Origin of the sequence: Streptomyces sp. TP-A0356 (genome assembly GCF_001417775.1) — a bacterium.
In the GTDB taxonomy this organism is placed as follows: Bacteria; Actinomycetota; Actinomycetes; order Streptomycetales; family Streptomycetaceae; genus Streptomyces.
The window spans coordinates 241,960-268,319 of record NZ_BBZJ01000012.1 but is presented as its reverse complement, the minus strand read 5'-3'; the positions used below and the strand labels follow the sequence as shown (position 1 = coordinate 268,319).

The following is a 26,360-nucleotide window of genomic DNA, read 5'->3' as shown; positions in this document are numbered from 1 at the left end:
CCACTTTCCATCTTCCGGTGCCGGACTCCGGCACGGACCGCGCCACGGATGCGGGCGACGGCACCATCTGTACGCTCCCGAGCAGCGGTCAGGTTGCATCAACACGGAAGAAGATGCCGCGGAACTGGGGGAGTTGACGACATCAGCCGCCGAACAGCTGCGTCCAGTACGTGCCGGCCCGGCCGCCGCCCGCGAAGCCGACACCCATGTGGGTGAAGGCGGGCTTGAGGATGTTGGCGCGGTGGCCGGGGCTGTCCATCCAGCCGCGCACTACCTCGGCGGGGGAGCGCTGGCCGCAGGCGATGTTCTCGCCGACCGCGCGGTGGCGGGAGCCGGCGGCGGCCGCGCGGTCCCAGGGCTCGCGGCCGTCGGGCGAGGTGTGGGCGTAGAACGCGCGGGCCACCATGTCGGCGCAGTGGGCCTGGGCCGCGGCCGTGAGCAGGGGATCGGCCGCGAGTGGCGGCAGCCCGGCCGCCGCCCGCTCGGCGTTGGTCAGCGCGATCACCTCGTCGGCCGTCCGCACCAGCCCGGCGGGCGTGAACGGCCGGGCCCACAGCGCCGTCCAGTACAGGTCGCCCGGGCGGCGCCCGGCGACGCACGCCACCCCGGTCTCGGTGAACGCCGGTTCGCACAGCGTGCGGCGTGACCGCTCGTCGGTCAGGCAGTACTCGACGAACTCGGCCGGGGTGCGCGGCCCGGAGACCAGGTGTTCGCCGACCGTGAGGTACGCGTATCCGCCCCTGGTGATCCGCTGGTGGACGGATGTGCCGTCGGCGCTCTCGGTGGCGAGGGCACCGCGATCGGCCATGGCCGCGGCATGGGCGTGCGCCGCCGCCGCGAGGCGTGCGTCCAGCGTCACCGGAGGGGAACCGGCCCTGGTTCGCGTGGCGTTGACGAGGGACAGGAAGCTGTCCGGGGCGCGGGCGAGTGCCGGCTCGGGCGTGCGGGCGGGCGGTACGTCCTCCGTCACCTCCACTCCGAAGTCCCGGGCAACGCCCGCGAGTCCGTCCGTGTATCCCTGGCCCAGCGCGCGCAGCTTCCAGCCCGTGCCGCGGCGGTACAGCTCGGCCAGCAGCAGGACGGTCTCCCGTTGCGGACGCGGCGGGCTGAACCGGGCGACGGCACGGCCGTCCACGCCGGTGACGTGCAGCGTGGGAGCGGGCAGGGCACCCAGGGGCACGGACGGGTCGGCGGGGCAGACGACCACGGTGACGCGGTCCGCGCCGGCCCGCAACCCGGGCGGATGCACGGTCAGTTCCCCGCCAAGCAGCCGGACACCGGGCGCGGACGGCTGGTTGTAGAACACGAAGTCCGCGTCGTCGCGCACCTTGCCGTCGGCGCCCGTGACGAGCGCGGAGACGTCGAAGGGCCCCGGCACGCCGAGTGTGAGGGTGCCGCCCGGCAGGGGCAGATTGCCCCCGGGAACCAGCTCGTTCATCGTGCCGCCCGCTCGTCCGTACCGTCGTCATGACGCGGTCGGCCACGCGGTCCGCCGCCCGTCAGTCGGACAACGCGTCGCGGCCGAGCCCGGGTTCCCGTGCCGGTACTGCGGCGCGCATCGACCTGAGAGCCAGCAGCAGTACGCCGATGTCGTCCAGATAGACGGGATCGGGCAGCAGATCGGTGGGCAGCACCAGATACAGGACCGCGCCCCAGAAGACCCAGCGCGGTCCCGTCGGCAGTCCCGCACGGCGCAGGTCGCGGCGGGTGCGGACCAGCCGCAGCAGCACGGCGAGCGCCACGCCGAGCACGGCCGCGGCGAGGACCGCGACAACGGCGATCACGGTCCAGGTCGTGGAGTCCATGCGCAGCTCCGGGCATCCGTAGGAGTCGTCCTCTCCTACGGATGCCCGGCTTCGCGGTGGACAGTGCCCGCGCGTGGCCGAATGCCCCGCACGGCCGCGGAAGGAGCCCCCGTGCGCCCGCCGTCAGTGGCCGGCGCGGGCGGTGCTGCTCTCCACCAGGGCCTGGCTGACGGCCCGTACGCTGCGCGCGATGTGCTGGAGCTGCAGCACCTCGGCGGCGTAGAGCTTGATGGTGTGCTCGATGACGGATTCGGGCAGACCGAGCCCGGGCAGTTCCGCACGGGCCGTCTGCAGCGCGGTCCGGGCGACCCGCACCTCGTTCTGCACCTGGATCTGCGCGTGGCGGGCGAGCAGGACCGGGTGGCGGATCAGGGCGGGGTAGCTGGCGTAGCGCGCGGGCACGAGCTCGCGCAGCCACTTGGTCGCCGATCGCTCCCAGTCGTAACTGCCGGGTGTTTTGACCTGGCACGGCCAGTCCGAGCTGATCGGCGAGTACGTCGTCAAGGCCATGATCTTCGCTTCCGGGTCACGTCGGCTCAGGTGGTGCGGCAACTCTGGGGGCGGCTCCGGTCTAGGGGAGGGCCGGAGCCGCCGCCAAGGACGCCCGCGCAGGCGGGACCCGACCGGACACCCGAAGCCCCTGGGTAGGAGCGGACGGCCCCGGTTGTCCGTACGGCGTGGCCCGGGGGTCCGGGTCACGATCCGCAAGAAGTATTTATATATACCGGCGCGTACGCAAGGACATGAAAAAATTCAGGTGAGATTTGGGGGAATGATCCGGGCTTGTGAGGGCCCTTGGGGTGCCGGAGAGCAGGCGCTCTGCAAGAGACTGCCCGGCAGCAGGGGCTTCAGTCCTTGAGGAAGAACTGGTGCTGGTCGGCGATCTGCTCGTACTCCTCGAGGCGGGCCTGCGTCCGCTCGGGGTCGGCGTCGGTCATGGCCTGCAGCAGGGCCGCGGCCATCAGACCCGGAGCGGCGTACGAGTCGAAGACCAGGCGTGATCCGGTCCCCGTGGCGAAGACGACGTCGGCCTCGTCGGCGAGCGGCCCCAGCCCCAGATCGGTGATGAGGGCCACCTTGAGCCCCGCGTTGCGCGCCACCCGCACGGCCGTGAGGCTCTCCTGGGCGTGCCGGGGCATTCCGAAGGCCAGTACCCAGGTGCCGCCGGCCTCCCGCGACTGCAGCAGCGCGTCGTAGGCGACGGTGCCGCCGCGCGTCACCAGCCGCACGTCCGGGTGGATGCGCCGGGCCCCGTACGCGAAGTACTCGGCCAGCGACCCGGAGATCCTCAGGCCCATCACGGTCAGCGGCGTCGACTCCGACAGCGCCCGCCCGACGCGGATCACCTGGTCCGGATCGGCGAAGTCACGGCGCAGGTTCTCCAGGTTCTCGATCTCGGCGTCCACGGCCGCCTGGAGCTCGTTGCTGCGGTGCTCCGCCAGGGTGCCCGGGGCGCTCGGGGTGCCCAGCGTGCTCAGGGCGATGGACTGGAGCTTCTCCCGCAGCGCGGGGTAACCGCTGAAGCCGACGGCCGCGGCGAAACGCGTCACCGACGGCTGGCTGACGCCGACCCGCTCGGCCAGATCCGTGATCGACAGGAACGCGGCCTCGGTGATGTGCTCGATCAGATACTGGGCGATGCGCCGATGCCCGGGGGACAGCCTCGGACCGTCGAACAGCTCCCGGAGCTGGGACATGGGGCTTGCACCCGCCTCCGGGGCCGTCTTGCCCGCAGTGATCGCAGATGCCTGCGCGCGTGCCTTCTGCGGCGATGACACCGGACCGCCTCCTTCATGTCCCGAGAACCTTCAACATAGCTCACGGACGGCGCTGACCAGGGGCCTTACCGCTCACATCGCGGACAGCGCCCCGACAGGCGGGCCGCCCTCTTCGGCCGTACCGTCGTGCATGGGAGGCACGGGGTGGGGTACCCGCGTCGGCCATCGAAGGAGAGGAACGGCTGTGAACTCGCCCCTATCGCATGCACCAGAGGTCGAGGTGGTGGTCAGCGACTGCTCGCCGGAGGACGCCGGGAGCCTGTTCGCCGAACTCTGCCGGCGCTTCGAGTCGGACCGCTGCGCCGACGACGCACCGCACAGGGCCGAGGGATCCCGGCCCACGATGTGGACCGGGACGTTCGACACCTCGGCCACCCATGGCGAGCCCCGGCGGGCGGAGCCGCCACCGCACCTGTCGGGCCCGGTGAAGGCCGAGCTGCAGGGTGAACCCCGGGCGGTGGAGCGACTGCGCCGTGCCCTGGACGAGACGTTCGACGTCCAGCAACTGGGCGTGGTCGCCGGTGACCAGGAGGTGGATGTCGAGCTGCGGCTGGAGAGCCGGGAGCCGGCCTGAGGCTCAGATCCGGGCCCCGCTCCGGGCCCGATCCGGGCGCCGTTGCGGGGCACGAGGAGGGCGGCCGCGGCCGGAAGGGACGCGTCCGTGGCCCGCGCACCGGTGCCGGTCGCGGAACGTCGTGTCGTGCGTGAGCGTCAGGGCGCCCGCGTTGCCGTGGTCGGTGATGCCGTGCGCCGCGTTCCTGGGCGAGCGAGACCCGGCTTGCAGCCCGTCACCCCAGAAGCCGGAAGTCCCGCTCCACACCGGGCAGCGTCCACGGGCGGTGGCGCTGGACGGCGGCGGCGCCCGGGTCGAACCCGTCGACGAGGCCGGACAGCGGGCGCCGGAGGGGCAACGGTCCGGAATCGGTCCGTGGAGCCCGTAGGGAGGTCGTCCGCGGGACCACGGCGGCGCCTCGCGAGCGGTAGGGGCGGTGGGCGGGCGCTGCCGAGTCGTGGGCGGCGGCCCGCACCGCGCTCCGCTTCACGACCGAGGGAACGGCGTACGACCCGGGGCCGCGCACGGCCCACGCGGACGAACTGGGGGCCGCTCGCCCTGCTCTCCGACACGGTGGGACCGGACACACCGCCGATCCCCGACCTGCTCGCGATGGAGCGTGCCGTCGCCGAGGCACCCTGGGCCGCCGCGACCCTCCTACGCCGTGGCCTCTTGGCCCGTCTGCGGCTCCAACTCGCCCTCGCGGCACGGAAGCTGCGACGGACCCCGCGGGCCGCCACCGGCTGAGCGTTCCGGACGTCACACCCGGGGGCCGGCCTCCAGGTACCCGTGGAGTGAGGCCGTCATCGCGGCGACGAAGGCGTCACGGTCGGGGCCGGGGACGCGGTCGAGGGAGAGATAGGGGTTGAGGTCCTCCAGTTCGACCAGCAGGAGGTCGCCGCCCTGGGTGCGGCAGGCGTCAACGCGCTGGATGCCGTGGTCGAGGGTGTTCCAGTCGATGAAGCGCCGGGCGAAGGCCAGATCGGCCTCGGTGGGCTCGTAGGGTTCCAGGACCCAGCGCTGCGCCGGGTCGGGGGCGTGCAGGGCGTACTGGAAGGCGTCGTCGACGTAGTAGAACGACGCCTCGTAACGGAAGTCGATGCGCGGCTGTACCAGGATGTCGCCCCAGCTGAGGTCCGCCAGCCGCTCGCGGGGCACGAAGTCCAGGCCTATGGAGTCCGCCCCGGCCTTCGGCTTGACCGCGTACCGGTCGCTCTCGGGCAGCCGCCCCAGGTCCTCGGGCCGGTCGGCGGTGGGGATGACCGGGAATCCGGCAGCCGTCAGGTCGAGCAGATACTGCTTGCCGGCCATGTCGGCCCGGCCGGTCAGCGGGTTGTACACACGGGTGCCGTGCGCGGCGGCCCGGGCGCGGAAGGCGTCGTACGCCGCCTGGTGGTGCAGCATCGGACCGCTGTTGCGGACCACCACGGCGTCGAAGTCGTCCATCAGCGCCGCCGTGTCCAGCGGATGGCACAGGGCGATGTCGAAGTCCGCGCGCAGCCGGGAGGACAGGGCGATGTCCTCGTCGCAGTAGCGCCGCCCGCGGGCCTGGTAGGCCAGGTCGGTCACGTACAGAAGGCGGGGGCGGGCGGGCATGTGTGTCTCCTCGGTCGGCGCCGACCAACCTAGCGGCGAAGCGAGAGCGGGCTCCGGGCGGTCCCCGTGTCCGGGCCCGGCCGGTGACCGGATGCGGCGCGCAGGAGGGGCCGTACCGTGCGCGGGCGGGTGCGGATGACAGACTGGCCCCATGGAAGAGCGAGAATTCCGCAGGTCGGGGCAGCATGCGTCGGTGATCGGCCTCGGCACGTGGCAATTGGGCGCCGACTGGGGCGACGTGGACGACAAGGACGCCCACGAGGTGCTGGAGGCGGCGGCGGAGTCGGGTGTGACCTTCTTCGACACCGCCGACGTGTACGGCGACGGGCGCAGCGAGCAGACCCTCGCGGCGTTCCTGCTCGGCAGGCCCGACCTGCATGTGCTGGTGGCGACCAAGATGGGCCGCCGGGTCGACCAGATCCCGCAGAACTACGTCCTGGACAACTTCCGCGCCTGGAACGACCGCTCACGGCGCAACCTCGGCGTGGACCGCATCGACCTGGTGCAGCTGCACTGCCCGCCGACACCCGTCTACTCCTCCGACGAGGTGTACGACGCCCTGGACACGCTGGTCGAGGAGGGCCGTATCGCCGCCTACGGCGTGAGCGTCGAGACGTGCGACGAGGCGCTGACGGCGATCGCCCGTCCGAATGTGGCGAGCGTCCAGATCATCCTCAACCCCTTCCGCATGAAGCCGCTGCGCGAGGTCCTCCCGGCCGCGCGGGAGGCGGGCGTGGGGATCATCGCGCGTGTGCCGCTGGCCTCCGGTCTGCTGTCGGGCAGGTACACCAAGGACACGGTCTTCGCTGCGAACGACCACCGTTCGTTCAACCGGCACGGCGAGGCCTTCGACCAGGGCGAGACCTTCTCCGGCGTGGACTTCGCGACGGGCGTGGAGGCGGCGGCCGAGTTCGCCTCGCTCGCGCCGGAGGGCTTCACCCCGGCCCAGCTGGCGCTCGCCTGGATCGTCCAGCAGCCCGGCGTGACCACGGTGATCCCCGGGGCCCGCTCGGCGGACCAGGCGCGCGCCAACGCGGCGGTCGCGAAGCTGCCGCCGCTGCCGCAGGTCACGCTCGACGCGATCCAGGACCTCTACGACCGGCGGATCAAGGAGCAGGTCGAGGACCGCTGGTAGGCACCCGTGGCGGGGACCGGTCGGCGCACGGCGCGGCCGGTCAGGCCGTCAGGGCGGAGCGTGCCGCGCGGTATCCGCCGCGCTCGGCGGCTCGTACCCGGTAGGTGGTCTTGGCCCGGTCGACGACCGGGTCGCCGAGCACGATCCGCCCCGCCGCGTACAGCGCGTCGCACTCGTCGGTGGGCAGTGCCACCGGACGGCCGCCGGACTGCCAATATCCGTACCTGCGGCGCCCGTTCGCATGCACCGTGAGGAAGACCGGGACGCGCCGGTCCATGATCAGGCGCAGCACTTCGGCAGCACGGGAACTGAGCCGAGGGCGCGTCATGGCGGGTCAGCCTTTCGGAACACGGACGGACGTCATCCCGCACCGAGGGCGAGATGATCTTTACCCTTGCATTGTTGCCGAGAGCACTGACACCTAACAGTCGGCTTGCCGGGGACGCCCCCCGGGGTCCGGGGTTGTGTCGTGGCAATGTGATGACCTTCACCCTGATGTGGCGGAAAGTGATGAATTCCTTACGCGCGGAGGACGTAAGGGTTTGGGAAGAGGCAACCCAGGACCGTGGAGGTTTCCCGTGCGCCCGTTCACCCTCAACTACGCCCTGCCCAGAGGGCTTCCGGCTGTGGTGACGCCGTACCGCTTCGACGCCTCCCGGCAGCTGAACGTGCTGCCCGACGGCCGGCCCGCCGTGAGCGACCGCGAGCTGCTCCTGGCGGCCGGAACGACGACGTCCACCGCCGGTTCCCAGACCCACTTCGACGACTGACGGCCCGCACGCGGATGACGGTCCTCATCCTCACGTCGGAGCAGGACGTGACCGCCGACATGGCGGTGGCCGAGCTGCAGGAGCGGGGCGTTCCCGTGATGCGGCTGGACCCCGCCGACCTGCCCGGCAAGGCGGTGCTGTCGGCCGACTACGCCCATGGCGACTTCGACGGCCACCTCTCGGTCAACGGGCATGTCCTGAGCATGGGAGGACTGCGTTCGGTGTGGGTGCGCCGGCCGGGCGAGCCGGCCGCCCACGCCGAGCACGCCTCGCCATGGCTGATCGCCGAGACCCGCCAGGCCCTCTACGGCATGCTCTACTCGGCCACGCCCCGGTGGATGAACCATCCCCGCAACGCCGAACAGGCCCGCTACAAGCCGTGGCAGTTACGGGTCGCCCACCTCAGCGGATTCGCGGTGCCCCCGACCGTCATCACCACCGCCCCGCGCCTGGCCCAGCAGTTCGCCGAGGAGTACCGGGACGTCGTGGTGAAGTCGGCGTCGGGGCCGCCGCCCGACGATCCGGCGCTCTCCTTGCCGACCACGCTGATCGGACCCGACGCCGACTTCTCCGCCGTGGCCGCCGGACCGGCCCTGCTGCAGCAGTATGTCCCCAAGCGCGCCGACATCCGGCTGACCTGTGTCGGTGCCCGGCTGTTCGGCGCCCGCAAGAGGGCCGCGCCCGGGCAGGTCGACGGGCGGTACGGCGACACCGGGTACGCCTGGGAGGCCACGACCGTGCCCGAGCGCGTCGCGAAGTCGGTCCACGACTACCTGACGCTGTCCGGACTCGCCTACGCGGCCTTCGACTTCGCCGAGGACGACGAGGGCCTGTGGTGGTTCCTCGAGTGCAATCAGGGTGGGCAGTTCGGCTTCGTCGAACTGGAGACCGGGCAGCCGATCGCGGAAGCGGTCGCGCTGTGGCTCGCACAGCGCACGACGGAGCGCCGCGCCCCCGAGAGCCGCTGGTGAGCCGTGCCGGCCGTACCCCCTATGGCCTGAATGCCTGTTGCCCGTGGGGGGCGGGATACGCAAGCGTGCTGTGCCATGGATCATGACCGGCGCACCGCCCCGCACTGCCTGACCCGCCGTCAACTCCTCGCCGCAGCAGGCGCCGCCGGGGCCGTCACCGCCCTGGGCGCCTCTTCGGGGGCCGCCCGCGAACGCACCGTACCGTCCCTGTCCTTCACCGAGGCCACGAACGGTTCCGCGACCCTGGCCCCGGCGGGCGACCGGCTGGTCGCCGAGGTTCAGAGCGTGCTGTGGTCCGTGCCCCGCGACGGCGGCCCGGCACGGCCGCTCACTCCGGCGGGACTTGAGCCGAACCGGCCCGTGCACTCCCCGGACGGCACGCTCGTCGCGTTCTGCGCCTACCAGGGCGGCGGCTTCCACATCTGGACCATGCGCGCCGACGGCACGGAGCTACGGCAGCGCACGGACGGCCCGTGGGATGACCGGGCCCCGGCCTGGTCGCCGGACGGCACCCGCATCGCCTTCGCCTCGGAGCGCGGCGGCGACCCGGTGACGGGCAGTCCGTACCGCATCCACGTCCTGGAACTGCGCTCCGGGAAGCTGACGCGTCTCACCGGGCTCCACGGACAGGACGGCCCACTGCAGGACGGTGCCTGGGAGGACTTCGACCCGACCTGGTCACCCGACGGCAGACGCGTCCTGTTCGTCCGCGGGAGGGCGGTGACGACGTCCGCCGGACTGGGTCTGGAGGCCCGCACCATCGCGGCCGTCCCCGCCGACGGCCCGGGGCCGGTCGTCGTCGAGTACACCGAGACCGAGGCCGCGCAGGTCATGACCCCGGCCCTGGCCCCGGACGGCCGCCTGCTGGCCCATCTGCGCACCACCGCCTCGCCGGGCGGCTCGTGCACGCTCGTCGTCGACGGGAAGCCCGTGGCCGTCGCGGGGGACATCGCGCCGGTGCCCCCGCGCTGGACGGCGGCCGGGGAACTTCTGCTCACGGTGGACGGCCGCTTCACCCTCGTACGGCCCGAGCGACCGGGGGAGGCGAAGACGGTGGCGTTCCGGGGAACGCTGCCCGTGGACCGGCCGCGGTACCGCGTGAAGGAGTACGACCTCGGTGCGGCGCGGGTCCGTCCGGTCCGCGGCATCCATCTGCCCGCGCTGTCGCCCGACGGTCGGCGGATCGCCTTCGCCGCTCTCAACTCACTGTGGCTGGCGGGTACTTCGGGATCCGCCAGCCCGAAGCGGCTGCGGCGCTCGGCGCCCACCCGCTATCTCCTCGGCCCCGCCTGGGCACCCGACGGACGCTCTCTGGTGTACGCGGACGACCGTGACGGCCTGCTCGGCGTGTACCGTCACGACCTCGCCACCGGCGCGGAGACCGCCCTCGCCACGGGCGGCCGGGTGCACCCGGCCCTCTCGCCCGACGGGACGCGACTCGCCTGCCTCGACCTCACCGGCCGGCTCGTGGTCCGCGACCTGGCGAGCGGCGAGGAACGCGTTCTGGTGACACCGCTCGGCGGCGGCGGGCTGCCCGGCCGTCCCAGCTGGTCGCCCGACGGCCGTTACCTCGCCCTGTGCGACCGGGGCCGTCTCAACCTCCGCTTCCGCGAGGGCTACAACCTCATCCGGATCGTCGACACGACCACCGGCAAGGACCGGCTGCACGCCGTCGCGCCGCACGTGTCCGTCTCCGACCGGTACGCCTCCGGCCCCGTCTGGTCGCCCGACGGCCGCTGGATGGCGGTGATCGTCGAATCCGCCCTGCATCTGCTGCCGGTCACCCCCGACGGCACCCCCAGCGGCGAACCGCGCATCCTCACCACCGAACCGGCCGACCACCCCTCCTGGTCCGCCGACTCGGGGACCCTGCTCTATCTCTCCGGCACCCGGCTGCGCCTCGTCGCCACCGACGGCGGCGCCCCCCGTACCGTCCGCGTCCCCCTCGACGCCTCCGCGGTGGCCCCCGCGGACGCGGTGGTGCACGCCGGCCGGTTGTGGGACGGCACCGGCGAGACGACCCGTGACGATGTCGACATCATCGTCCGCGGCGGACGCATCACCGCCGTCGAGCCGCACCGCGTCTCCCGTCCCGGCGCCCTGCGGCGCATCGACGCCTCGGACCGGACCGTCGTCCCGGGCCTGTGGGACACCCATACCCACCCCTGGCAGAGCACCTACGGCGGCCGCCAGACGGTCGGGCAGCTCACGTACGGCATCACGACGGCCGTCTCCCTCGGCGGTTTCGCCCACGAACAGGCCCGTATCCGTGAGGCGGTCGCGGCCGGGCAGCTGGCCGGGCCCCGGCTGCTGACCACCGGCGAGCTCCTCGACGGTGCACGCGTCGCCTACAGCATGGGCCGCGCCCATCGCACCGAGGCAGGACTGCGCCGCTCCCTGGAACGCGGAGCCGCACTCGACTGGGACTTCGTCAAGACGTATGTGAGAGCGCCGAGTTGGGTGATGAAGGAAGCGGCGCGCTTCGCCCACGAACGTCTCGGGGTGCGCACCGGTGGGCATCTGCTGTCGCCCGGGGTCGAGGTCGGCCAGGACCTGACGACCCATCTGCAGGCCACGCAGCGAGCCGAGTTCGGGCATGCGATCACGGCGCGCGGACGGGCGTACGAGGACGTCGTGGAGATCTACACGGCGCGTGGCGTCGGGTTCGGACTCATCGCCACCCCGTTCACCTCCGCGCCGCTGCTGGGCGCCGATCCCGCCCTCGCCGACGACCCGCGCGTCTCGGTGGTGATGCCTCCGTGGGACGCGGCACTCGTCGCGCAGTCGGCGCACGTGCCGCCGACCCCGGCCCAACTGGCCACGCTGCGCACCGAGACCGACGTCTACCGGCGTGTCCTCACCGCGGGCGGGATCGTCGCCCTCGGTACCGACCAGCCCCTCGTGCCCGTCGGCCTCTCGCTGCACCTGGGGCTGCGCGCGCTGCACCAGGGTGGGCTCTCCCCGGCCGCCGCTCTGCGGACCGCGACCGTCCTGCCCGCCCGGCTGTTCGGCGTGGAGCGCGACCTCGGCACGGTCGAGGTGGGCAGGCTGGCCGACCTGACCGTCGTCGACGGCGACCCGTTCACCGACTTCACCACGCTCGTACGGACGGTGTCCGTGCTCAGGGGCGGGACGCCGTACGAGACGGCCGACCTGGTGGCCGCCTTCGAGCCCGCAGGGCGGCGCCTCGCGGACGAGGGAGGCGACTGGCTGGAGGCGGGCCGGCTCATGCGCCGGGACGGTTGCTGCGACCACCGGTCCTGAGCCCGTCCGGCAGCGGGAGGAACGCGGTCCACACATCAGGTCGTGTTCGGCCGGAAGGTTCTGAGGAACGTGTCCAGGGCCTGCTGGTTGGCGGTGCTCTTCGCGTCGGCGGCAGGCGTCGTCCAGCGCAGGGAGCAGCCCCGGTCGTCGCCGATCAGGAAGCCACGGCCGAAGGTGCGCATGCGCACGCCGTCCACCGTGGACAGCCACACCATGTCGGCGCCCTGGTAGCCCTGGTAGGTCACGGCGCGGATGTCGCCCACCCTCTCGTAGCCGGGGTAGGTCCGCTCCAGGGACGGCTCCTGCGCGCGCCAGATCGCGACCGGGTCGGAACCGAGGCGTGCGCTGTAGGTGACGGTCAGCGTGCGAGGGTCCCCGCTCGCCCCGAACGTCACCCGGTAGGTGCCTTCCCCGGCCGCCTCGCTGTGGACGCGCTCCCATCCCCGCGGCAGGTCGATGGAGAAGCCCTCCGGTGCCAGGTAGCGGTGGAAGACGGCCGGATCCCGGGGGGTCCCCGACGACGCGGACCGCGAGGGAGCCGCCGTCGGGCTCGTCGCGGGCGGCGAGGTCCCGCCGGGGGCGCCGGTGCCGGACGGGGAGGCCGAGGTGGAGGGCGCGCCGGAGCGGGACGGCTGCGGACCGGTCGCGGACACGCCGCCGTCGTCGGGGCGGAGTGCCGCGACGAGTACGGCGACCGCCGAGGCCGCGACCGCGAGCCCCGCGCCCACCAGCACCGACCGGCGCACGGCCGGTCTGCTCCACGCCTGCCCCGCCCGGTGGGCGACCAGCCAAGCGCCCCGGAAGCGCGGCATCAGGGTCTCCTGGGTGGGCTCGTCGGCGTCCTCGCTCACAATGCGCGTGAGCGAGGCGCGCACCACGGGCTCCGGCACCCGCTCCAGCGCGTCGCGGCGCAGCAGCCCCGTGATGGCCGGAACGAGTGGGCCGGCGTTCAACGGGGAGCGCAGCGGCAGCCGGTCGACCGCGCGCAGCGTCGCCTCGACCGGGCCCCGGTCCTTGAACGGCGGACGGCCCTCCACCATCGCGTACAGCAGTGCCCCCAGCGTCCACTGGTCCGCCGCCGGACCCGCGCTCGACCCACGGGCCTGTTCGGGGGAGGCGTACGACGGCGCGGTGACCCGCTGGGTGACGGACGTTGCGATCAGCCCGAAGCCGGTCACCACGACCCGGCCGCCCTCCTGCACGAACACCTGACCAGGACTCAGATCCCCGTGCGTCACGCCCCGTCGGTGGGCGGCTTCCAGCACGTCGAGGATCCCGAGGCCGATCCGGGCCGTCCGCACGTAGTTGAGGGGGCCCCGGGCCAGGATCTCCCCGAGGGGCGTGCCCTCGATCCGTTCCGTCACGGTCCACAGGACACCGTTGTCGCCCACCACGTCGAGGACGGTGGCGACCCGGCCGGGGCACAGCAGTTCCATGGCCTCCGACTCGCGCAGGATCCGGGCGACGGTGCGGCGGGGGGTGACCTCCGGCCGCAGCGGGGCGAGCCGCGACTCGATGAGCGAGACCGGCCGCCCGAACTCCACGTCCTCGCCGAGCCAGACGGTCCGCCCCTCCTCCCGGTGGACGACTTCGAGCGTCCGGTACCGTCCGGCGACCAACTCCCGTGTGGAGACCTGCCCGTGGTCCATCGTCATCCCTCGCTGCGCACCGGAATCTCCCGTTTCCCGGATGTACGGCGGGCGTGACGGTGGGTGTTCAAAGAAAGGGGATTTCTATCGAGTCGGATTTCCTCACGCTCGCTTCCACCGCTCACACGTGCGAAAACACGGCCCCGGATCTACTGGCAGGTAGCTTACCGACGGTTACATCGCTCCGCCGGAGCCGATGTACGACTCCGCGAACGCGGCGGCCGCGACGGGGGAGCCGAACAGCCGCCGCAGCCGGGCCGTGGCGTTGCCCGCGCGGAACGGGTCACCCGAGGACGGGCCGTGCAGCAGCTCCGCGAACCACTCCGAGAACTCCTGGTACTCCCATACGCGCCGCAGGCAGGCCGCCGAGTAGCCGCGCAGACCGCCGGTCTCGCCGGTGCGGTAGTACGCGACGAGCGCCTCGGCGAGTGTCAGCGCGTCGTGCAGGGCGAGGTTCATGCCCTTCGCGGCGATCGGCGCCACCAGATGGGCCGCGTCCCCCGCCAGGAACAGTCTCCCGTACGCCATGGGCTGCACCACGTAGTTGTGCATGTCCAGTACGCGCTTCTCCATCAGCCGACCCTCGGTCAGCGGCGGAGCGCCCGCCACGGACAGCCGTTCGCGCAGCTCCGACCAGACGCGTTCGTCCGGCCAGTTCTCCGGGTCGTCGCCGGGCGGGCATTCGAGGTAGTAGCGGGTGACCTGCGGCCCGCGGGCCATGTGGGCGGCGAAACCGCGCGGATGGACGCCGAAGACGACGCAGTCCGAGGACGGCGGCGCCTCGGCGAGCAGGGCCAGCCAGCCGACCCCGTGGTCGAGCCGGGCGATGTGGGCTCGCTCCGGGGGCAGCGAGGCGCGGGTCACGCCGCGGGCGCCGTCGCAGCCGGCGACCACATCGCATGCGATCCGCCGGCGTTCGCCCGAGGCCGGATCGGTGTACGACACCGACGGCGCCTCGGTGTCGACGTCGTGCAGCTCCACGCCGCGTGCGCCGAACCGGATGTCGCCGCCCTTGACGTCCGCGTACTCCCGTACGAGGTCGGTCACGAGCAGCGGCTGCGGATAGACGAAGTGGTGCTTCCCGGTCACCTCCGCATACGCGAACCGGTGCCGTTCGCCGCCGATACGGAACTCGCACTCGCTGTGCGTCTGCGCCCGCTCCAGCAGCCGTCCCGCCAGCTTGTGCCGCTCCAGCGCCCGCACCGCCCACTCCTCGAGGAACCCCGCTCTGGGCCGCTGTTCGATGAACTCCCTGCTCTCCGCCTCCAGGACGACACAGTCGACGGCGGCGTCCCGCAGTACGTTGGCGAGGGTCAGCCCGGCGGGGCCGGCGCCCACAACGACGACGGGGACGTGCTCGAGCGGCGGGACGGGTGCCGGAAAGGACGCGGGGAAGGGCGCCGGGGAGGAGTCGATCATCCGGTCATTATGGAGGCGTACGGTCAACGCGCCACCCACGCACCACTCCTGGGGTCAGCGCAGCGCCTCCCGCAGGGCCGGCAGCAGCTCCTTCGCCGACCACTCGACGTACTCGGCCTGGGTGTCGCCGCCGACCTGCACCAGCGCGATCTCCGAGAACCCCGCCTCCGCATAGGGCCGTACGGCCTCGACGAAGTCCGCCGGGTCGTCGCCGCAGGGAATCGAGGCGGCCACGTCCTCGGGCCTGACGTACTGCGTCGCCGACGCGAACGAATCCGGGTGCGGTAGTTCGGAGTTGACCTTCCAGCCGCCGCCGAACCAGCGGAACTGCTCGTGCGCGCGCCGCACGGCCGCCTCCCGGTCCCTGTCGTAGCAGACCGGCAACTGCCCCACCCGTGGCTTGCCTTCGCCGCCGTGCCGGTCGAAGGCGGTGAGCAGCTCCCGCTTCGGCTCGGTGGCGATGACGAGGTCGGCGAGGTGGCCCGCCAGGGCGCAGGACCGCTCGCCGGAGACGGCGACGCCGATCGGCGGCGGCTCGTCCGGCAGGTCCCACAGCCGGGCCGAGTCTACGTTGAAGTACGTGCCCCGTCGGCTGACATGGCCGCCGCCGAACAGCTCGCGGATGATGCCGATCGCCTCTTCCAGCATCTCGTGCCGCACCTCGACGGACGGCCAGCCCTCGCCCACCACGTGCTCGTTGAGGTTCTCGCCGGAGCCCAGCCCCAGCCGGAACCTGCCCTGCGACAGCAACTGCATGGTCGCCGCCTTCTGGGCCACCACCGCCGGGTGGTAGCGCACCGTCGGGCAGGTCACGTACGTCATCAGGGGGATGCGCGAGGTGGCCTGGGCGGCCGCGCCCAGCACGCTCCACGCGTACGGCGAGTGCCCCTGCGTCCGCAGCCACGGGAAATAGTGGTCCGAGGTCACGGAGAAGTCGAAGCCCGCCTCCTCGGCCCGCACCACATGGTCGACGAGTTCGCGCGGGCCCGCCTGCTCGGTCATCATCGTGTATCCGATTTGCACCATAAAACGCGGGTTCCCGGTCGGGTGGCACGGAAACGGGGCATCGGGATCCGGTCGCGACCGGGGACGGCTGCCCGTTGGGCTCATGGACATGCCCGGAGCCGGAACGGAAAGATGGCGGACGCACGCAGACAGCGAGCCGCAGCCCTGATCACGCGCCGCAACCGTTCTGGAGGCCCACCGGATGAGCGCCCGCCCGCTGCCCGTCAGCACGCCCGCCGAACAAGGAGTGGACGCGCGCGGAATCCAAGCGTTCCTCGACGCGGTCGAGGCGGCGCCGGACATCGAGCCGCACAGCCTGATGATCGTGCGCCACGGCCGTCTGGTGGCCTCCGGCTGGTGGGCGCCGTACACCGCCGAGCGCCCCCACCTGCTGTACTCGCTCAGCAAGAGCTTCACCTCGACTGCCGCGGGACTGGCCGTCGCCGAGGGGCTGCTCGACCTGGACGCGCCCGTGATCTCCTACTTCCCGGAGTTCGAGGCGGACATCACCGACCCGCGCAGCCGCGCCATGCTGGTCCGGCACGTCGCGTCCATGGCGAGCGGACACCTCACCGAGACCAACGTCGAGGCGTTCGGGCTCGACCGCGCGGAGCCCGTGCGCGGCTTCCTGCTGATCCCGCCGGACCGGGACCCCGGCACCGTCTTCGCCTACAACCAGCCCGCGACCTACACGCTGGCCGCGATCGTCCAGCGTCTGTCCGGCCAATCGCTGACCGAGTATCTGCGGCCGAGGATCCTCGACCCGCTCGGCATCGGCGAGGTCGCCTGGATCCAGCACCCGCGCGGCCGTGACCTCGGCTTCAGCGGACTGCACGCGCCCACGGACGCGATTGCCCGGCTCGGGCTGCTGTACCTCCAGGACGGTGTCTGGGAGGGCAGGCGCCTGCTGCCGTCCTCGTGGGTCGCGGAGGCGACGCGCCCGCACATCTCCACCGCGGACGGGACCGCCGAGAGCGCCGCCTCGGACTGGCAGCACGGCTACGGCTTCCAGTTCTGGATGTCGCGGCAGGGATACCGGGGCGACGGGGCGTACGGCCAGTTCTGCGTCGTCCTGCCCGAGCACGACGCCGTGATCGCGACGACCGCGGCGACCGAGCAGATGCAGAAGCTGCTCGACGAGATATGGCGCCATCTGCTGCCCGCGTTCCGTCCGGGCCCGCCGGCCGACCTGCCCGCGTTCCGTCCGGGCCCGCCGGCCGACCACGCCGACGAGGACAAGGCCCTCCGGCATCGCCTCGACCGCCTCGCACTGCCACCGGTCGCCGCGCACCCCGCTCCCGCGGCGGGCTCCGGCCCCTGGCCGGGGGCCCGCCTCACGCCCCGGGGCGGCCGCTGCACCGACCAGCCGACCCTGACGGCGGTCGAGGTCGCCGAGAAGGACGGCGCCTGGACGGTCACGCTGGTGGAGGGTGAGGACCGCCTCGCCCTGGGTCTCCCCGGCTCGCGCTGGGCGGTCGACGAGGGCCCGACCCCCAGGGCGGTGAGCGGTGGCTGGACCGACCCGGACACCCTGCGCGTCGACGTGCTGTTCCTGGAGACACCGCACCGGCTCACGGTGATCTGCACCCCGGCCGACGGCACCTTCACGGCCCGCTGGCACACCATGCCCCTGCACCCCGGCCCGCTGCGCCGCCACCGTGCGCCCTTCACGTCCCGGGCGGACCCGGCACCACGCGGATGACGGCGGCGGTGACGTTGTCCTCACCGCCGGCCTCCAGCGCCCGGCCGACCAGGGTGCGCGCATCGGCCCGCGCGTCCGGTCGGCGGTGCCCGAGTGCGGCCCGTAGCCGGGCCGCGTCCGGCAGATGCCGCCACAGGCCGTCCGTACACAGCAGCAGACGGCCGGGCACCAGCGGGCGGTAGCCACGCACCTGCGCCGTCACCCGTCCGGCGTCGGCGCCCAGCCACGCGGTGAGGGCGTCGTGCTCGCCCGTGTCGTCCTCGGTCAGCGCCAGGCCAGGCCCCTCATCGGGGAGCCAGTAGGCCCGGCTGTCACCGAGCCAGCCGCTCCAGACACCCTCCGGACCGGCGACACCGGCGACGAACGTACAGGCGGGCGCGGCGTCCTTCGACGCCGCCAGAGCGCTGACCGCCCGGCCCGCGCGCACGGCGGCCTCCTGGAGCGCCACCTCCGGCACGCAGTCCTCCACCAGCCGGGCGACCAGGGACGCCGCCCCGGTCTCGGCGGCGATCCGTGCCGCGCGCTCCGGCCACGGTGACAGCGAGACCCCGTCACAGACGACAGCGACCGTCCACGCCCCGCCGGCGGCCAGTGCCACGGCGTCCGCGTTGACCTCCCGCCGCCGACCCCGGTCGCTCACACCGGCCGCGTCATCGCCCGCCGTGATCTCCACATGCGCCCGGAACGCCGGCTGCGCCGCACCGCAGTGCCAGCACACACCGTCCGGCGTCACCGTCCCGCCGCACCGGACGCACTCCATGTTCTCGATGTTCTCGGTCATCGGACGGGCATCCTGCCACGCGCCCGGTCACCGGGGACCGAACCGCTCCGCCCAGGCCACGACGTCCGCCACGCTCGCATTGCCGCCGCACACCACCAGACCCAGCCGGGTCCCCTCGCCGACCCGCTCCAGCACCCGCCGGGCAGCGGGCAGCAGACAGCCCGCGGCGGGCTCGGTCCACACCTTGGCGTGCTCGGCCAGTTCGAGGCTGCCCCGGACCGCCTCCGCGTCCGACACCACGAGCACGTCGGTGACCAGGGCCGAGACATGGTCGTACGTCAACTGCGAGACGGCCGGCGCGCTGAGCGTGGTCACGATCGACGACAGCTCCACCGGCACCGGCCCGCCCGCCGCCAGTGCCCGGGACATCGCCTCGGCGCCCTCCGTCTCCACGCCCCAGACACGAACACCGGGACGCAGGGCGTGCAGCGCCGCCGCCACGCCGGAGATCAGCCCGCCACCCCCGACGCTCACCAGCACGTCGGTCAACGCGCCGGCGTCCTGCGCGAGTTCAAGGCCGACGGTGCCCTGGCCGGCGATCACCACCGGATCATCGAAGGGGTGCACCAGGGTCAGCCCCTCTTCCCGCAGCCGCGCGGTGAGCGCGAACGCCTCGTCCATCCCGTCCGTCAGCCGCAGCGACGCGCCCGTGGACTCCACGATCCCGACGGACCGCGCCGGCGCCGACCGCGGCATCACCACGGTCGCCTTCACCTCCAGCGCGGCGGCCATGACCGCGAGCGCGATCCCGTGGTTGCCGCCGCTGACGGCGACCACACCCGCCGCCCGCTCGGCCTCGTCCAGAGCGAGCAACCGCGCCGTCGCACCGCGCGCCTTGAACGACCCGGTGCGCTGCAGCAGCTCCAGCTTCGCGGTCACCGGAACACCGAGCAGCGCGGACAGCCCCGGGCTCTGCACCGTCGGCGTGCGCACCACGTGTCCGGCGATCCGCTCCTCGGCCGCGCGAATGTCCGAGATCCCGATCAACGCCCTTCCCCTCCCTGACAGTTCTCCACGGCCACGCAGTGAGCGCCCCCTGGCGGAGCTAGCGGAGCATCTCCGCCCAGTTGGCCGGAACCCGCCCCGCCGGCCCCGGCGCAGGCTGGTCCACGGGGTGGCTGACCGGGGGAGCGAGCTCCGGCCCGGACTCGTACAGCTCCGAGGTGGCGTAGTTCCAGAACCAGCCCTCGCCCGGCTCGTAACTGCGGATCACCGGATGCCCGGTGCGCTGGAAGTGGGCGGTGGCGTGCTTGGCGGGCGAGTCGTCGCAGCAGCCGATGTGCCCGCACTGCGTGCACCGCCGCAGATGGAACCACCAGCCGCCCGCATCCTCGCACTCCACACAGCCCGTGCCGCTCGGCGGAACGCTGGGGTCGATGCCGTTCACCGTGGTCATGACGCCTCCGGGGCTGTCTCGGGATCCCGCCGTGGGGCGGAGTCGGACGGTGTGCCGGAGCCCTGCTCGATCTCGTCGGACTCCGCGGCGGTCAGCGGCAGGCGTACCTGGAACCGTGTGTCGCCCGGCTCGGAGTGCACCTCCAGGCTGCCGTGGTGCTTGTTGACGACGATGCGCCAGGAGATGTCCAGCCCGAGCCCGGTGCCCTGGCCGACCGGCTTGGTGGTGAAGAACGGGTCGAAGATACGGCTGCGGATCTCCGGCGGGATGCCCGGACCCGTGTCGCGGAACTCGACGAGCAACCGATCGCGGTCGAGCGCGGTGCGGACGGTCAGCGTGCCCTCCCCGCCCGCGTCGTTGATGGCGGAGACCGCGTTGTCGATGAGATTGGTCCACACCTGGTTGAGCTCGCCGGGGTAGGCGGGCACGCCGGGCAGGGTGCGGTCGTACTCCTTCACCACGGCGATCCGCTCACCGATCTTCCCGGAGAGCATCAGCAGGGTGCTGTCGAGGAGTTCGTGCACATCGGCGATCCGGTACGGCGCCCGGTCGAGCTGGGAGTACTGCCTGGCCGCGTTGACGAGCGTGGAGACCCGGGTGGTGGAGTCCTCGATCTCGTTCATCAGCAGCTCGGTCTCGACCGTGTAGTTGAGCCAGCGGATCGCGGCCTCCAAGGAGTCCTCGTCGACGGCCGCCGCGACCTGGTCCAGCCAGTCTGTGTCGAGGCCCGCCTGCACGAACGTCGGCGCGAGCTGCCAGCCGCCCTGGATGCCGCGGTCGTCCAGCCAGTCGGAGACCTCGTCCTCGCGGTCGGAGGCCTCCAGCGGGCTCAGCGGTGTCGCCTTGGCGACCTGCTCGGCCGTACGCTCCTGGATGTCGACCAGCGCCATCAGCGTGTCCGGCTCGTACCGTCCGGCGGCGATCATGCCCAGCTTGTGCCGCATGCCGGCGACGCGCTCCCGCAGCGCCGAGGTGGCGCGTACGGCCGCGGCGGCCGGGTTGTTGAGCTCGTGGGTGAGACCCGCGGAGAGGGAGCCGAGCGCCAGCAGCCGTTCCCGCTGGTTGATGACCTGCTGGGTGTTCTTGGTGCCGAAGAACAGACCCTCCAGCAGATGCACCGCCATCGGGAACCAGTCCCGCATCACCGCGGCGAAGGTATCGGCGGGCAGGACGAAGAACCGCGAGGGTTCGGTGACCCGCATCGAGCCGTTGTACTGCGCCGCCCGCGCCCGGTCGCCCAGATACGCCTGGAAGGCACCCGCGTACACTCCGCGCTGTGACGTCCGGGAGATCTCCACGTCGTCGGAGCCGACCCGGCGCGACAGCACCACCGTGCCGTTCAGGAGCACGAAGAAGCAGGTGGCGGGCTCGCCCTCGGTGTACACCGGGCCGGGTTCGAACAGCTCCACCCGCCCTTCCCGGCACAGCCGCGTCAGCTGCTCCTGGTCCAGCTTCTCGAACAGGAAGAGCGTGCTCAGCTCCGACATGTCGCACGGCATCGGCCGACCGCTCATGACTTCTCCCCGCGCCCTCGGTTCATGACTGCTCCAGGTACCGGTGAACGAGCATCACGGCCATGGCCCCCTCGCCCACCGCGGAGGCGACCCGTTTGGCGGACTCGGCCCGCGCGTCGCCCGCCACGAACACGCCCGGGACGTTGGTCTCCAGGTGGTACGGGGGCCGGTCCAGCTCCCAGCCCCGGGGCGGTGTGCCGTCGCTCGTCATGTCGGGGCCGCTCACGATGAACCCGTGCTCGTCCCGCAGCACGGTCCCCTCCAGCCAGTCCGTCAGCGGGGCCGCCCCGATGAACACGAACAGCCACTGCGCGTCCACGAGTTCGGTCTGTCCGCTGTCCACCTCCCGCAGCGTCAGCTGCTCCAGGTGGTCGCTGCCGTGCGCCGCCTCGACCACGGTGCGGGTGCGCACGAAGATGTTGGGCGCCTCGGTGATCTGCTGGATCAGATAGTGCGACATCGACGCCGACAGCGATTCGCCCCGCACGAGGAGGGTGACAGACTTGGCGCCCCTGGACAGGTACATCGCCGCCTGTCCCGCGGAGTTGGCGCCGCCGACGATGTACACGTCGTACCCGGAGCAGGCCGGCGCCTCGGTCAGCGCCGAACCGTAGAAGACCCCGCACCCGGTCAACTCCACGAGGCCAGGGGCCTGGAGCTGCCGGTACGACACACCGGTCGCCAGGATCACGCTGTGCGCGGTGATCGCGGAACCGTCCGAGAACCGCACGGTGCGCGCCGCCCCGTTGACCTCCAGCGCGGCCACCTCCCGGGCGGTGAGGATCTCCGCGCCGAACTTCGTCGCCTGCCGACGCGCCCGGTTGGTCAGCTGTGCGCCCGACACGCCGTCAGGGAAGCCGAGGTAGTTCTCGATCCTGGAGCTCTGCCCGGCCTGTCCGCCGGTCGCGGAACGCTCCACGAGCAGGGTCCGCAGCCCCTCCGACGCCCCGTACACGGCGGCCCCGAGCCCGGCGGGCCCGCCGCCGATCACGACGAGGTCGTAGAACTGCGCCGTCGGTGTCGTCGCCAGCCCCACGTGCGCCGCGAGTTGCGCGTCCTCCGGTTCGACCAGGGGCGTGCCGTCCGGGGTGACGACGAGGGGCAGCCGCTCCCCGTCCTGCCCGGCCGCCGCCAGCAGCCGCTGTCCCTCCGGAGTGTCGACCGAGTACCAGCGGTAGGGCACCTGGTTGCGGGCGAGGAACTCCCGTACCCCCGACGAACGCGCCGACCAGCGGTGTCCCACCACCTTCGTGGTGGGGACCGGCCGGTAGTCGGAGGTCCGCCATGCCTCCAGCAGATCGTCCAGGACCGGGTAGAGCTTCTCCTCGGGCGGATCCCACGGCTTGAGCAGGTAGTGGTCGAGGTCGATCACGTTGATCGCGTCGATGGCCGCGTTGGTGTCCGCGTACGCGGTCAGCAGCACCCGTCGTGCGCCGGGGTAGACGTCCAGGGCCTGTTCGAGGAACTCGATGCCGTTCATCTGCGGCATGCGGTAGTCGGCCAGGATGACGGCCACCAGGTCGCCGCGCAGCTTCAACTCGCGCAGCGCCTCCAACGCGCTCTCACCGGACTCGGCGCGCACGATGCGGTAGGACTCGCCGTACCGGCGGCGCAGATCGCGCGCGACGGCACGCGACACTCCGGGGTCGTCGTCCACGGTCAGGATGACGGTCCGTGCCGCTGCCTCGGCAGCCTGTGCCATAAGGTCTCCCACCCCGAACTCTTGGCGTCCCGCCCATCGTATGTTCGATCGTCCCGTTTCGCTCCGGAACCTGTGATCATCCTCCGACAGCGTGAGATCACCGGAACACCGACAGGAAGGCACCCGCATGACCCGCCCGATCACCGTGGGAGTGGACGGATCACCGGAGAGCACCGCCGCGGCCGCCTGGGCGGGCCGCGAGGCGGTGCGCCGGGGTCTGCCGCTGAGGATCGTGCACGCCTGGCAGTGGCAGTCGTACGACATGGGCGTGGCCACCGACCGGGAGACCCGGGCCGGGTGGGCGCGGGAGGCCGTGGACGGGGCCCGGCGCACGATCACGGAGCGGCACCCGAAGCTCGCCGTGACCGCCGAGGTCCTGGAGGACGCGCCCGTCGAGACGCTGGTGGCCGAGGCGGCCGCGGCCGAACTGCTCGTGCTGGGCTCACGCGGGCACGGCGCGCTCGTGGGCTTCCTGCTCGGCTCCGTGGGCCGGCAGGTGATCGCCGAGTCCGCCCGGCCCGTGGTGGTGGTCCGCTCCGGCGACCGGGCCCCGGGGGAGGCGGCGGGCCGCGACATCGTCGTCGGCCGGCACGGCGACCCGGACGACAGCGCGCCCGCGCTCGGCTTCGCGTTCGCGACGGCGGCGGCCCGGGGAGCTGCCGTACGGGTCGTACGGGCCTGGAGCCTGCCGCCCGTGTTCGCCTACAGCCCCGGTTCGCTGAGGATGCTGGACGAGGCCGGCGGCCTGGAGCCGTACGAGCGGAAGGCGCTCGACGAGGCGCTGCGACCCTGGCGGGAACGCCACCCCGGCGTGCCGGTGACCGAGCACGTGGAGATGGGCAGCGCGGGCCAGGTGCTTCTCTCCGCGGCCGGGCACGCCCAGCTCGTGGTGGTGGGGCGCCACACCTCCCGGCCCCTGGGTCCGCGCATCGGCTCGGTGGCGGATGCGCTGCTGCACCACGCACCCTGCCCCGTGGCGGTCGTACCGCCCGCCTGACGAAGTGCGGGCCGGGCACGACCCGCGGTCGCCACCGGACGCCGGCCGAGTACAGCCAGGGCGCTTCCGACGGATCTCCGCGACGCCGCTCCTTGTCCCACGGAGATCCGACAGGAGCGCCCTACAGGGCGCGGTTCAGGAGGGCCAGCAGCTCCCGCCAGTGGCGTTCCGCCGCCTCCGGGTGGTAATCGGAGGTGTCTTCCTGGGTGAAGCCGTGGGGTGCGCCGCTGTAGACCTCGCACCGGTGGTCGACGCCCGCCTCCGTGAGGGCCTTCTCAAGCCGCTCGATCTGCTCGGCCGGCAGCGAGGGGTCCTGGTCCGCGTGGCCGAAGTAGGCCTCGGCGGTGACGCGGTCGGCCACCAGATGCGGGCTGTCCGGGGTGTCGGTCGCCAGACGTCCGCCGTGGAACCCGGCCACGGCGGCGACCCGGTCCGGGTGCGAACCGGCGGTGCGCAACGCCAGCCTGGCCCCCATGCAGTAGCCGGTGACACCGACCGGTCCGTCGGCGGCCTGCGGGCACTCGGCGAGCCGGCGCAGATAGGCGTCGGCGTCGCGTTCCGCCCGTTCGGGCGTCACCGACTGGATGAGGGGCATGATCTGCTGGAAGAGCTCAGGGCGCTCGGACGTGTCGATGAAGTCGGGCAGTTCGACCACGGGAGCCCGCCCGTCGCGGTAGAAGACATTGGGCACGAGGACGGTGTAGCCGTTCTCGGCGAGCCGGTCGGCCATCTTCCTCAGGCTCGGGCGCAGCCCGAAGGCGTCCATGTAGAGCAGAACCGCGGGGTGCGGGACCTGGTCGTCCGGGTGGACCAGGTAGGCGTCGGCCGTGCCGTCCTCGGTGGGGATGTCCACGGACGTTCCACGGATGGCGGTCATGTGCTGTGCTCCTGCCTCTCGACTTCCGGCCGGTGGCGGTCCGGCCGGGCCTTCGGCGCCATCATCGCAACGCAGGCCGACTGCTTCCGCCAGGGGATCGCCCTTCCATCTCCTCGGGATCCCCACCCTCCATCTCCTTGGGATCCGGCAGTGTCTCCCGGACCTTCGGCAGGATGTTCGTGATGTAGTCGTCGATGGCGGTGTCCAGACCGATGTCGTGCTGGGCGCGCTCGGACAGGTACCAGCGGTGTTCGAGCAGTTCGTGATAGAGCTCGGCGGGGTCCATCGAACCCCGCAGCTCGCGCGGCACGGCGCGCACGGTGGGCCGGAACACGTCCCGCACCCAGCGGTGGGCCAGGACCTCGGGACGGGCGGCGAGAGGATCGCCCGGCGCGTAGTCGTCCTGGGTGGCCATCCAGCTCTCCAGGTCGTTCAGCAGCCGACGGGCCTGGTTCTCCTCGGTGTCGAGACCGGTCAGCCTCAGCAACTGCCGCTGGTGGTGCCCCGCGTCGACGACCTTCGGCACGAAGGTGACGGTGTCGCCGTTCGCCGAGTGCGCGATCTGCATCTCCGCCACGTCGAACCCGAGGTCGTTGAGCCGGCGGATACGACGGTCGATGTGGTGGTGCTTGCCCGCCGGGTACACGGACGTCCGGGTCAGCTCCTCCCACAGACGGGCGTACCGCTCGCAGATCTCCGTGCCGAACGCGATGGGGTCCACCGACGGATGCAGCGCCCCGGACGCCTCCAGGTCGAGCAGCTCTCCGCTGATGTTGACGCGGGCCAGATCGAGGTCGTACTCGCGCTGCCCGGTGCTCAGCCGGGGGTGCAGTTCCCCGGTCTCCGCGTCCACCAGATACGCGGCGTACGCGCCCGCGTCCCGCCGGAAGAGCGTGTTGGACAGCGAGCAGTCGCCCCAGGCGAACCCGGCGAGATGCAGGCGCACCAGGAGCACGGCGAGCGCGTCCATCAACCGGTGCATGGTGGCGGGCCGCATCGTCGTCTCGAACATCGACCGGTACGGCATCGAGCCGCCCAAGTGCCGGGTGATCAGCACCGGTTCGAGGGGCTCGCCGTCGCGGTCCGTGCGGCCGGTGACCACCGCGAGCGGGTCCACCGCCGGGATACCGAGCCGGTCGAGGTCCCGCAGCAGCTCGAACTCCCGTACCGCGGGCCGCTCGGCGAGCTCCTTGACCGCCACCACCTCTGCGCCGGCGCGCGCGTAGCGCACCACGTGCCGGGAGATACCGCGGGGCAGCGGCACGAGGTGGCGCTCCGGCCACTCCTCCAGGGGCAGGCGCCAGGGCAGGTCGAGCAGGAGCGCGGGATGCTCCGGATTGGTCGCGCTGATCTGCAGAGCCATCGATGGACTGTCCTCGCCTCACGGTCGGCCGTCGTGCCAAGGAGCATCACCGCACCCGTACGGCGTCCACGTCAACAGGCAGG

The 26,360-nt window shown here is 72.5% G+C and carries 25 protein-coding genes; 8 read left to right on the top strand and 17 right to left on the bottom strand.

Annotation, left to right across the window (positions count from 1 at the left end; translation table 11 throughout):
* Positions 1-142 precede the first annotated feature (142 nt).
* The 4 genes from ASC56_RS01245 to ASC56_RS01230 all read right to left on the bottom strand — a co-directional run bounded on the left by ASC56_RS01245 (position 143) and on the right by ASC56_RS01230 (position 3,583).
* The gene (locus tag ASC56_RS01245; protein WP_055489224.1) at positions 143-1,438 is read right to left on the bottom strand and encodes a CAP domain-containing protein; all 1,296 of its coding nucleotides are present in this window, start codon (positions 1,436-1,438) and stop codon (positions 143-145) included.
* 61 nt (positions 1,439-1,499) lie between these two features.
* Positions 1,500-1,805 (bottom strand): YkvA family protein, encoded by a 306-nt coding sequence (locus ASC56_RS01240; RefSeq protein WP_055489223.1) that lies wholly within the window; start codon positions 1,803-1,805, stop codon positions 1,500-1,502.
* A gap of 123 nt (positions 1,806-1,928) precedes the next feature.
* Positions 1,929-2,315: a hypothetical protein gene (locus tag ASC56_RS01235; RefSeq protein ID WP_055489618.1), complete on the bottom strand. Its 387-nt coding sequence runs from the start codon at positions 2,313-2,315 to the stop codon at positions 1,929-1,931.
* Positions 2,316-2,653: 338 nt separating this feature from the next.
* Positions 2,654-3,583: a MurR/RpiR family transcriptional regulator gene (locus tag ASC56_RS01230; protein WP_055489222.1), complete on the bottom strand. Its 930-nt coding sequence runs from the start codon at positions 3,581-3,583 to the stop codon at positions 2,654-2,656.
* 184 nt (positions 3,584-3,767) lie between these two features.
* Here ASC56_RS01230 and ASC56_RS01225 point away from each other — a divergent pair, with 184 nt between their 5' ends.
* Entirely contained in the window at positions 3,768-4,157 is a 390-nt protein-coding gene (locus ASC56_RS01225; protein WP_055489221.1) for a hypothetical protein, read from the top strand.
* 214 nt (positions 4,158-4,371) lie between these two features.
* Here the strand turns inward: ASC56_RS01225 and ASC56_RS42720 are convergent, their stop codons facing one another.
* Entirely contained in the window at positions 4,372-4,494 is a 123-nt protein-coding gene (locus tag ASC56_RS42720; RefSeq protein ID WP_267887599.1) for a hypothetical protein, read from the bottom strand.
* 215 nt (positions 4,495-4,709) lie between these two features.
* On the opposite strand from ASC56_RS42720, the gene ASC56_RS40455 reads away from it, so the two are divergent.
* Positions 4,710-4,883, top strand: coding sequence for a hypothetical protein (locus ASC56_RS40455; protein WP_159039580.1), 174 nt, complete (start codon positions 4,710-4,712; stop codon positions 4,881-4,883).
* A gap of 12 nt (positions 4,884-4,895) precedes the next feature.
* Here the strand turns inward: ASC56_RS40455 and ASC56_RS01220 are convergent, their stop codons facing one another.
* Positions 4,896-5,732 carry a hypothetical protein gene (locus ASC56_RS01220; protein WP_055489220.1) on the bottom strand — a complete coding sequence of 279 codons (837 nt, stop codon included), beginning with the start codon at positions 5,730-5,732 and terminating at the stop codon, positions 4,896-4,898.
* A 151-nt stretch (positions 5,733-5,883) separates the two neighbouring features.
* On the opposite strand from ASC56_RS01220, the gene ASC56_RS01215 reads away from it, so the two are divergent.
* The gene (locus ASC56_RS01215; RefSeq protein ID WP_055489219.1) at positions 5,884-6,867 is read left to right on the top strand and encodes an aldo/keto reductase; all 984 of its coding nucleotides are present in this window, start codon (positions 5,884-5,886) and stop codon (positions 6,865-6,867) included.
* Between the two features lie 40 nt (positions 6,868-6,907).
* Here the strand turns inward: ASC56_RS01215 and ASC56_RS01210 are convergent, their stop codons facing one another.
* Positions 6,908-7,195, bottom strand: a complete 288-nt coding sequence (locus ASC56_RS01210) for a hypothetical protein (RefSeq protein ID WP_079102215.1) — start codon at positions 7,193-7,195, stop codon at positions 6,908-6,910.
* 250 nt (positions 7,196-7,445) lie between these two features.
* On the opposite strand from ASC56_RS01210, the gene tgmA reads away from it, so the two are divergent.
* From tgmA to ASC56_RS01195, 3 genes are all read left to right on the top strand, one after another.
* Positions 7,446-7,637 carry a putative ATP-grasp-modified RiPP gene (tgmA, locus tag ASC56_RS01205; protein ID WP_055489217.1) on the top strand — a complete coding sequence of 64 codons (192 nt, stop codon included), beginning with the start codon at positions 7,446-7,448 and terminating at the stop codon, positions 7,635-7,637.
* Positions 7,638-7,651: 14 nt separating this feature from the next.
* Complete coding sequence (gene tgmB / locus ASC56_RS01200; protein ID WP_055489216.1) at positions 7,652-8,608, top strand: ATP-grasp ribosomal peptide maturase; 957 nt, start codon at positions 7,652-7,654, stop codon at positions 8,606-8,608.
* A 75-nt stretch (positions 8,609-8,683) separates the two neighbouring features.
* Positions 8,684-11,872: an amidohydrolase family protein gene (locus ASC56_RS01195; protein ID WP_055489215.1), complete on the top strand. Its 3,189-nt coding sequence runs from the start codon at positions 8,684-8,686 to the stop codon at positions 11,870-11,872.
* A 35-nt stretch (positions 11,873-11,907) separates the two neighbouring features.
* On the opposite strand, the gene ASC56_RS01190 is transcribed toward ASC56_RS01195, so the two are convergent.
* From ASC56_RS01190 to ASC56_RS01180, 3 genes are all read right to left on the bottom strand, one after another.
* Entirely contained in the window at positions 11,908-13,521 is a 1,614-nt protein-coding gene (locus tag ASC56_RS01190; protein ID WP_371330016.1) for a serine/threonine protein kinase, read from the bottom strand.
* A gap of 174 nt (positions 13,522-13,695) precedes the next feature.
* Positions 13,696-14,940, bottom strand: coding sequence for a 4-hydroxybenzoate 3-monooxygenase (locus ASC56_RS01185; RefSeq protein ID WP_055489213.1), 1,245 nt, complete (start codon positions 14,938-14,940; stop codon positions 13,696-13,698).
* 54 nt (positions 14,941-14,994) lie between these two features.
* Complete coding sequence (locus ASC56_RS01180; protein ID WP_055489212.1) at positions 14,995-15,966, bottom strand: LLM class F420-dependent oxidoreductase; 972 nt, start codon at positions 15,964-15,966, stop codon at positions 14,995-14,997.
* Between the two features lie 181 nt (positions 15,967-16,147).
* On the opposite strand from ASC56_RS01180, the gene ASC56_RS01175 reads away from it, so the two are divergent.
* On the top strand, positions 16,148-17,647 hold the full coding sequence (locus ASC56_RS01175) for a serine hydrolase (protein WP_055489211.1): 1,500 nt from the start codon (positions 16,148-16,150) through the stop codon (positions 17,645-17,647).
* Here ASC56_RS01175 and ASC56_RS01170 read toward each other — a convergent pair.
* Genes ASC56_RS01170 through ASC56_RS01150 form a run of 5 tightly spaced genes read right to left on the bottom strand, consistent with a single transcriptional unit; the run spans position 17,613 to position 23,040 of the window.
* On the bottom strand, positions 17,613-18,428 hold the full coding sequence (locus ASC56_RS01170) for a PP2C family serine/threonine-protein phosphatase (protein ID WP_234376807.1): 816 nt from the start codon (positions 18,426-18,428) through the stop codon (positions 17,613-17,615). The genes ASC56_RS01175 and ASC56_RS01170 overlap by 35 nt on opposite strands.
* A 27-nt stretch (positions 18,429-18,455) precedes the next feature.
* A complete protein-coding gene (locus ASC56_RS01165; protein ID WP_055489210.1) occupies positions 18,456-19,415 on the bottom strand; it encodes a threonine/serine dehydratase in 960 nt (319 codons plus the stop codon).
* A gap of 58 nt (positions 19,416-19,473) precedes the next feature.
* Positions 19,474-19,824, bottom strand: coding sequence for a UBP-type zinc finger domain-containing protein (locus ASC56_RS01160; RefSeq protein ID WP_055489209.1), 351 nt, complete (start codon positions 19,822-19,824; stop codon positions 19,474-19,476).
* Complete coding sequence (locus ASC56_RS01155) at positions 19,821-21,338, bottom strand: ATP-binding protein (protein WP_079102214.1); 1,518 nt, start codon at positions 21,336-21,338, stop codon at positions 19,821-19,823. Before ASC56_RS01155 ends, ASC56_RS01160 begins: the two co-directional genes overlap by 4 nt.
* A 22-nt stretch (positions 21,339-21,360) precedes the next feature.
* A complete protein-coding gene (locus ASC56_RS01150; protein WP_055489207.1) occupies positions 21,361-23,040 on the bottom strand; it encodes an FAD-dependent oxidoreductase in 1,680 nt (559 codons plus the stop codon).
* A gap of 127 nt (positions 23,041-23,167) precedes the next feature.
* Between ASC56_RS01150 and ASC56_RS01145 the strand changes: the two genes are divergently transcribed.
* The gene (locus ASC56_RS01145; protein WP_055489206.1) at positions 23,168-24,037 is read left to right on the top strand and encodes a universal stress protein; all 870 of its coding nucleotides are present in this window, start codon (positions 23,168-23,170) and stop codon (positions 24,035-24,037) included.
* A gap of 121 nt (positions 24,038-24,158) precedes the next feature.
* On the opposite strand, the gene ASC56_RS01140 is transcribed toward ASC56_RS01145, so the two are convergent.
* Both ASC56_RS01140 and ASC56_RS01135 read right to left on the bottom strand, forming a co-directional pair.
* A complete protein-coding gene (locus ASC56_RS01140) occupies positions 24,159-24,914 on the bottom strand; it encodes a dienelactone hydrolase family protein (protein ID WP_055489205.1) in 756 nt (251 codons plus the stop codon).
* Positions 24,915-24,975: 61 nt separating this feature from the next.
* Positions 24,976-26,277, bottom strand: coding sequence for a DUF4032 domain-containing protein (locus ASC56_RS01135; protein WP_079102213.1), 1,302 nt, complete (start codon positions 26,275-26,277; stop codon positions 24,976-24,978).
* Positions 26,278-26,360: the final 83 nt, after the last annotated feature.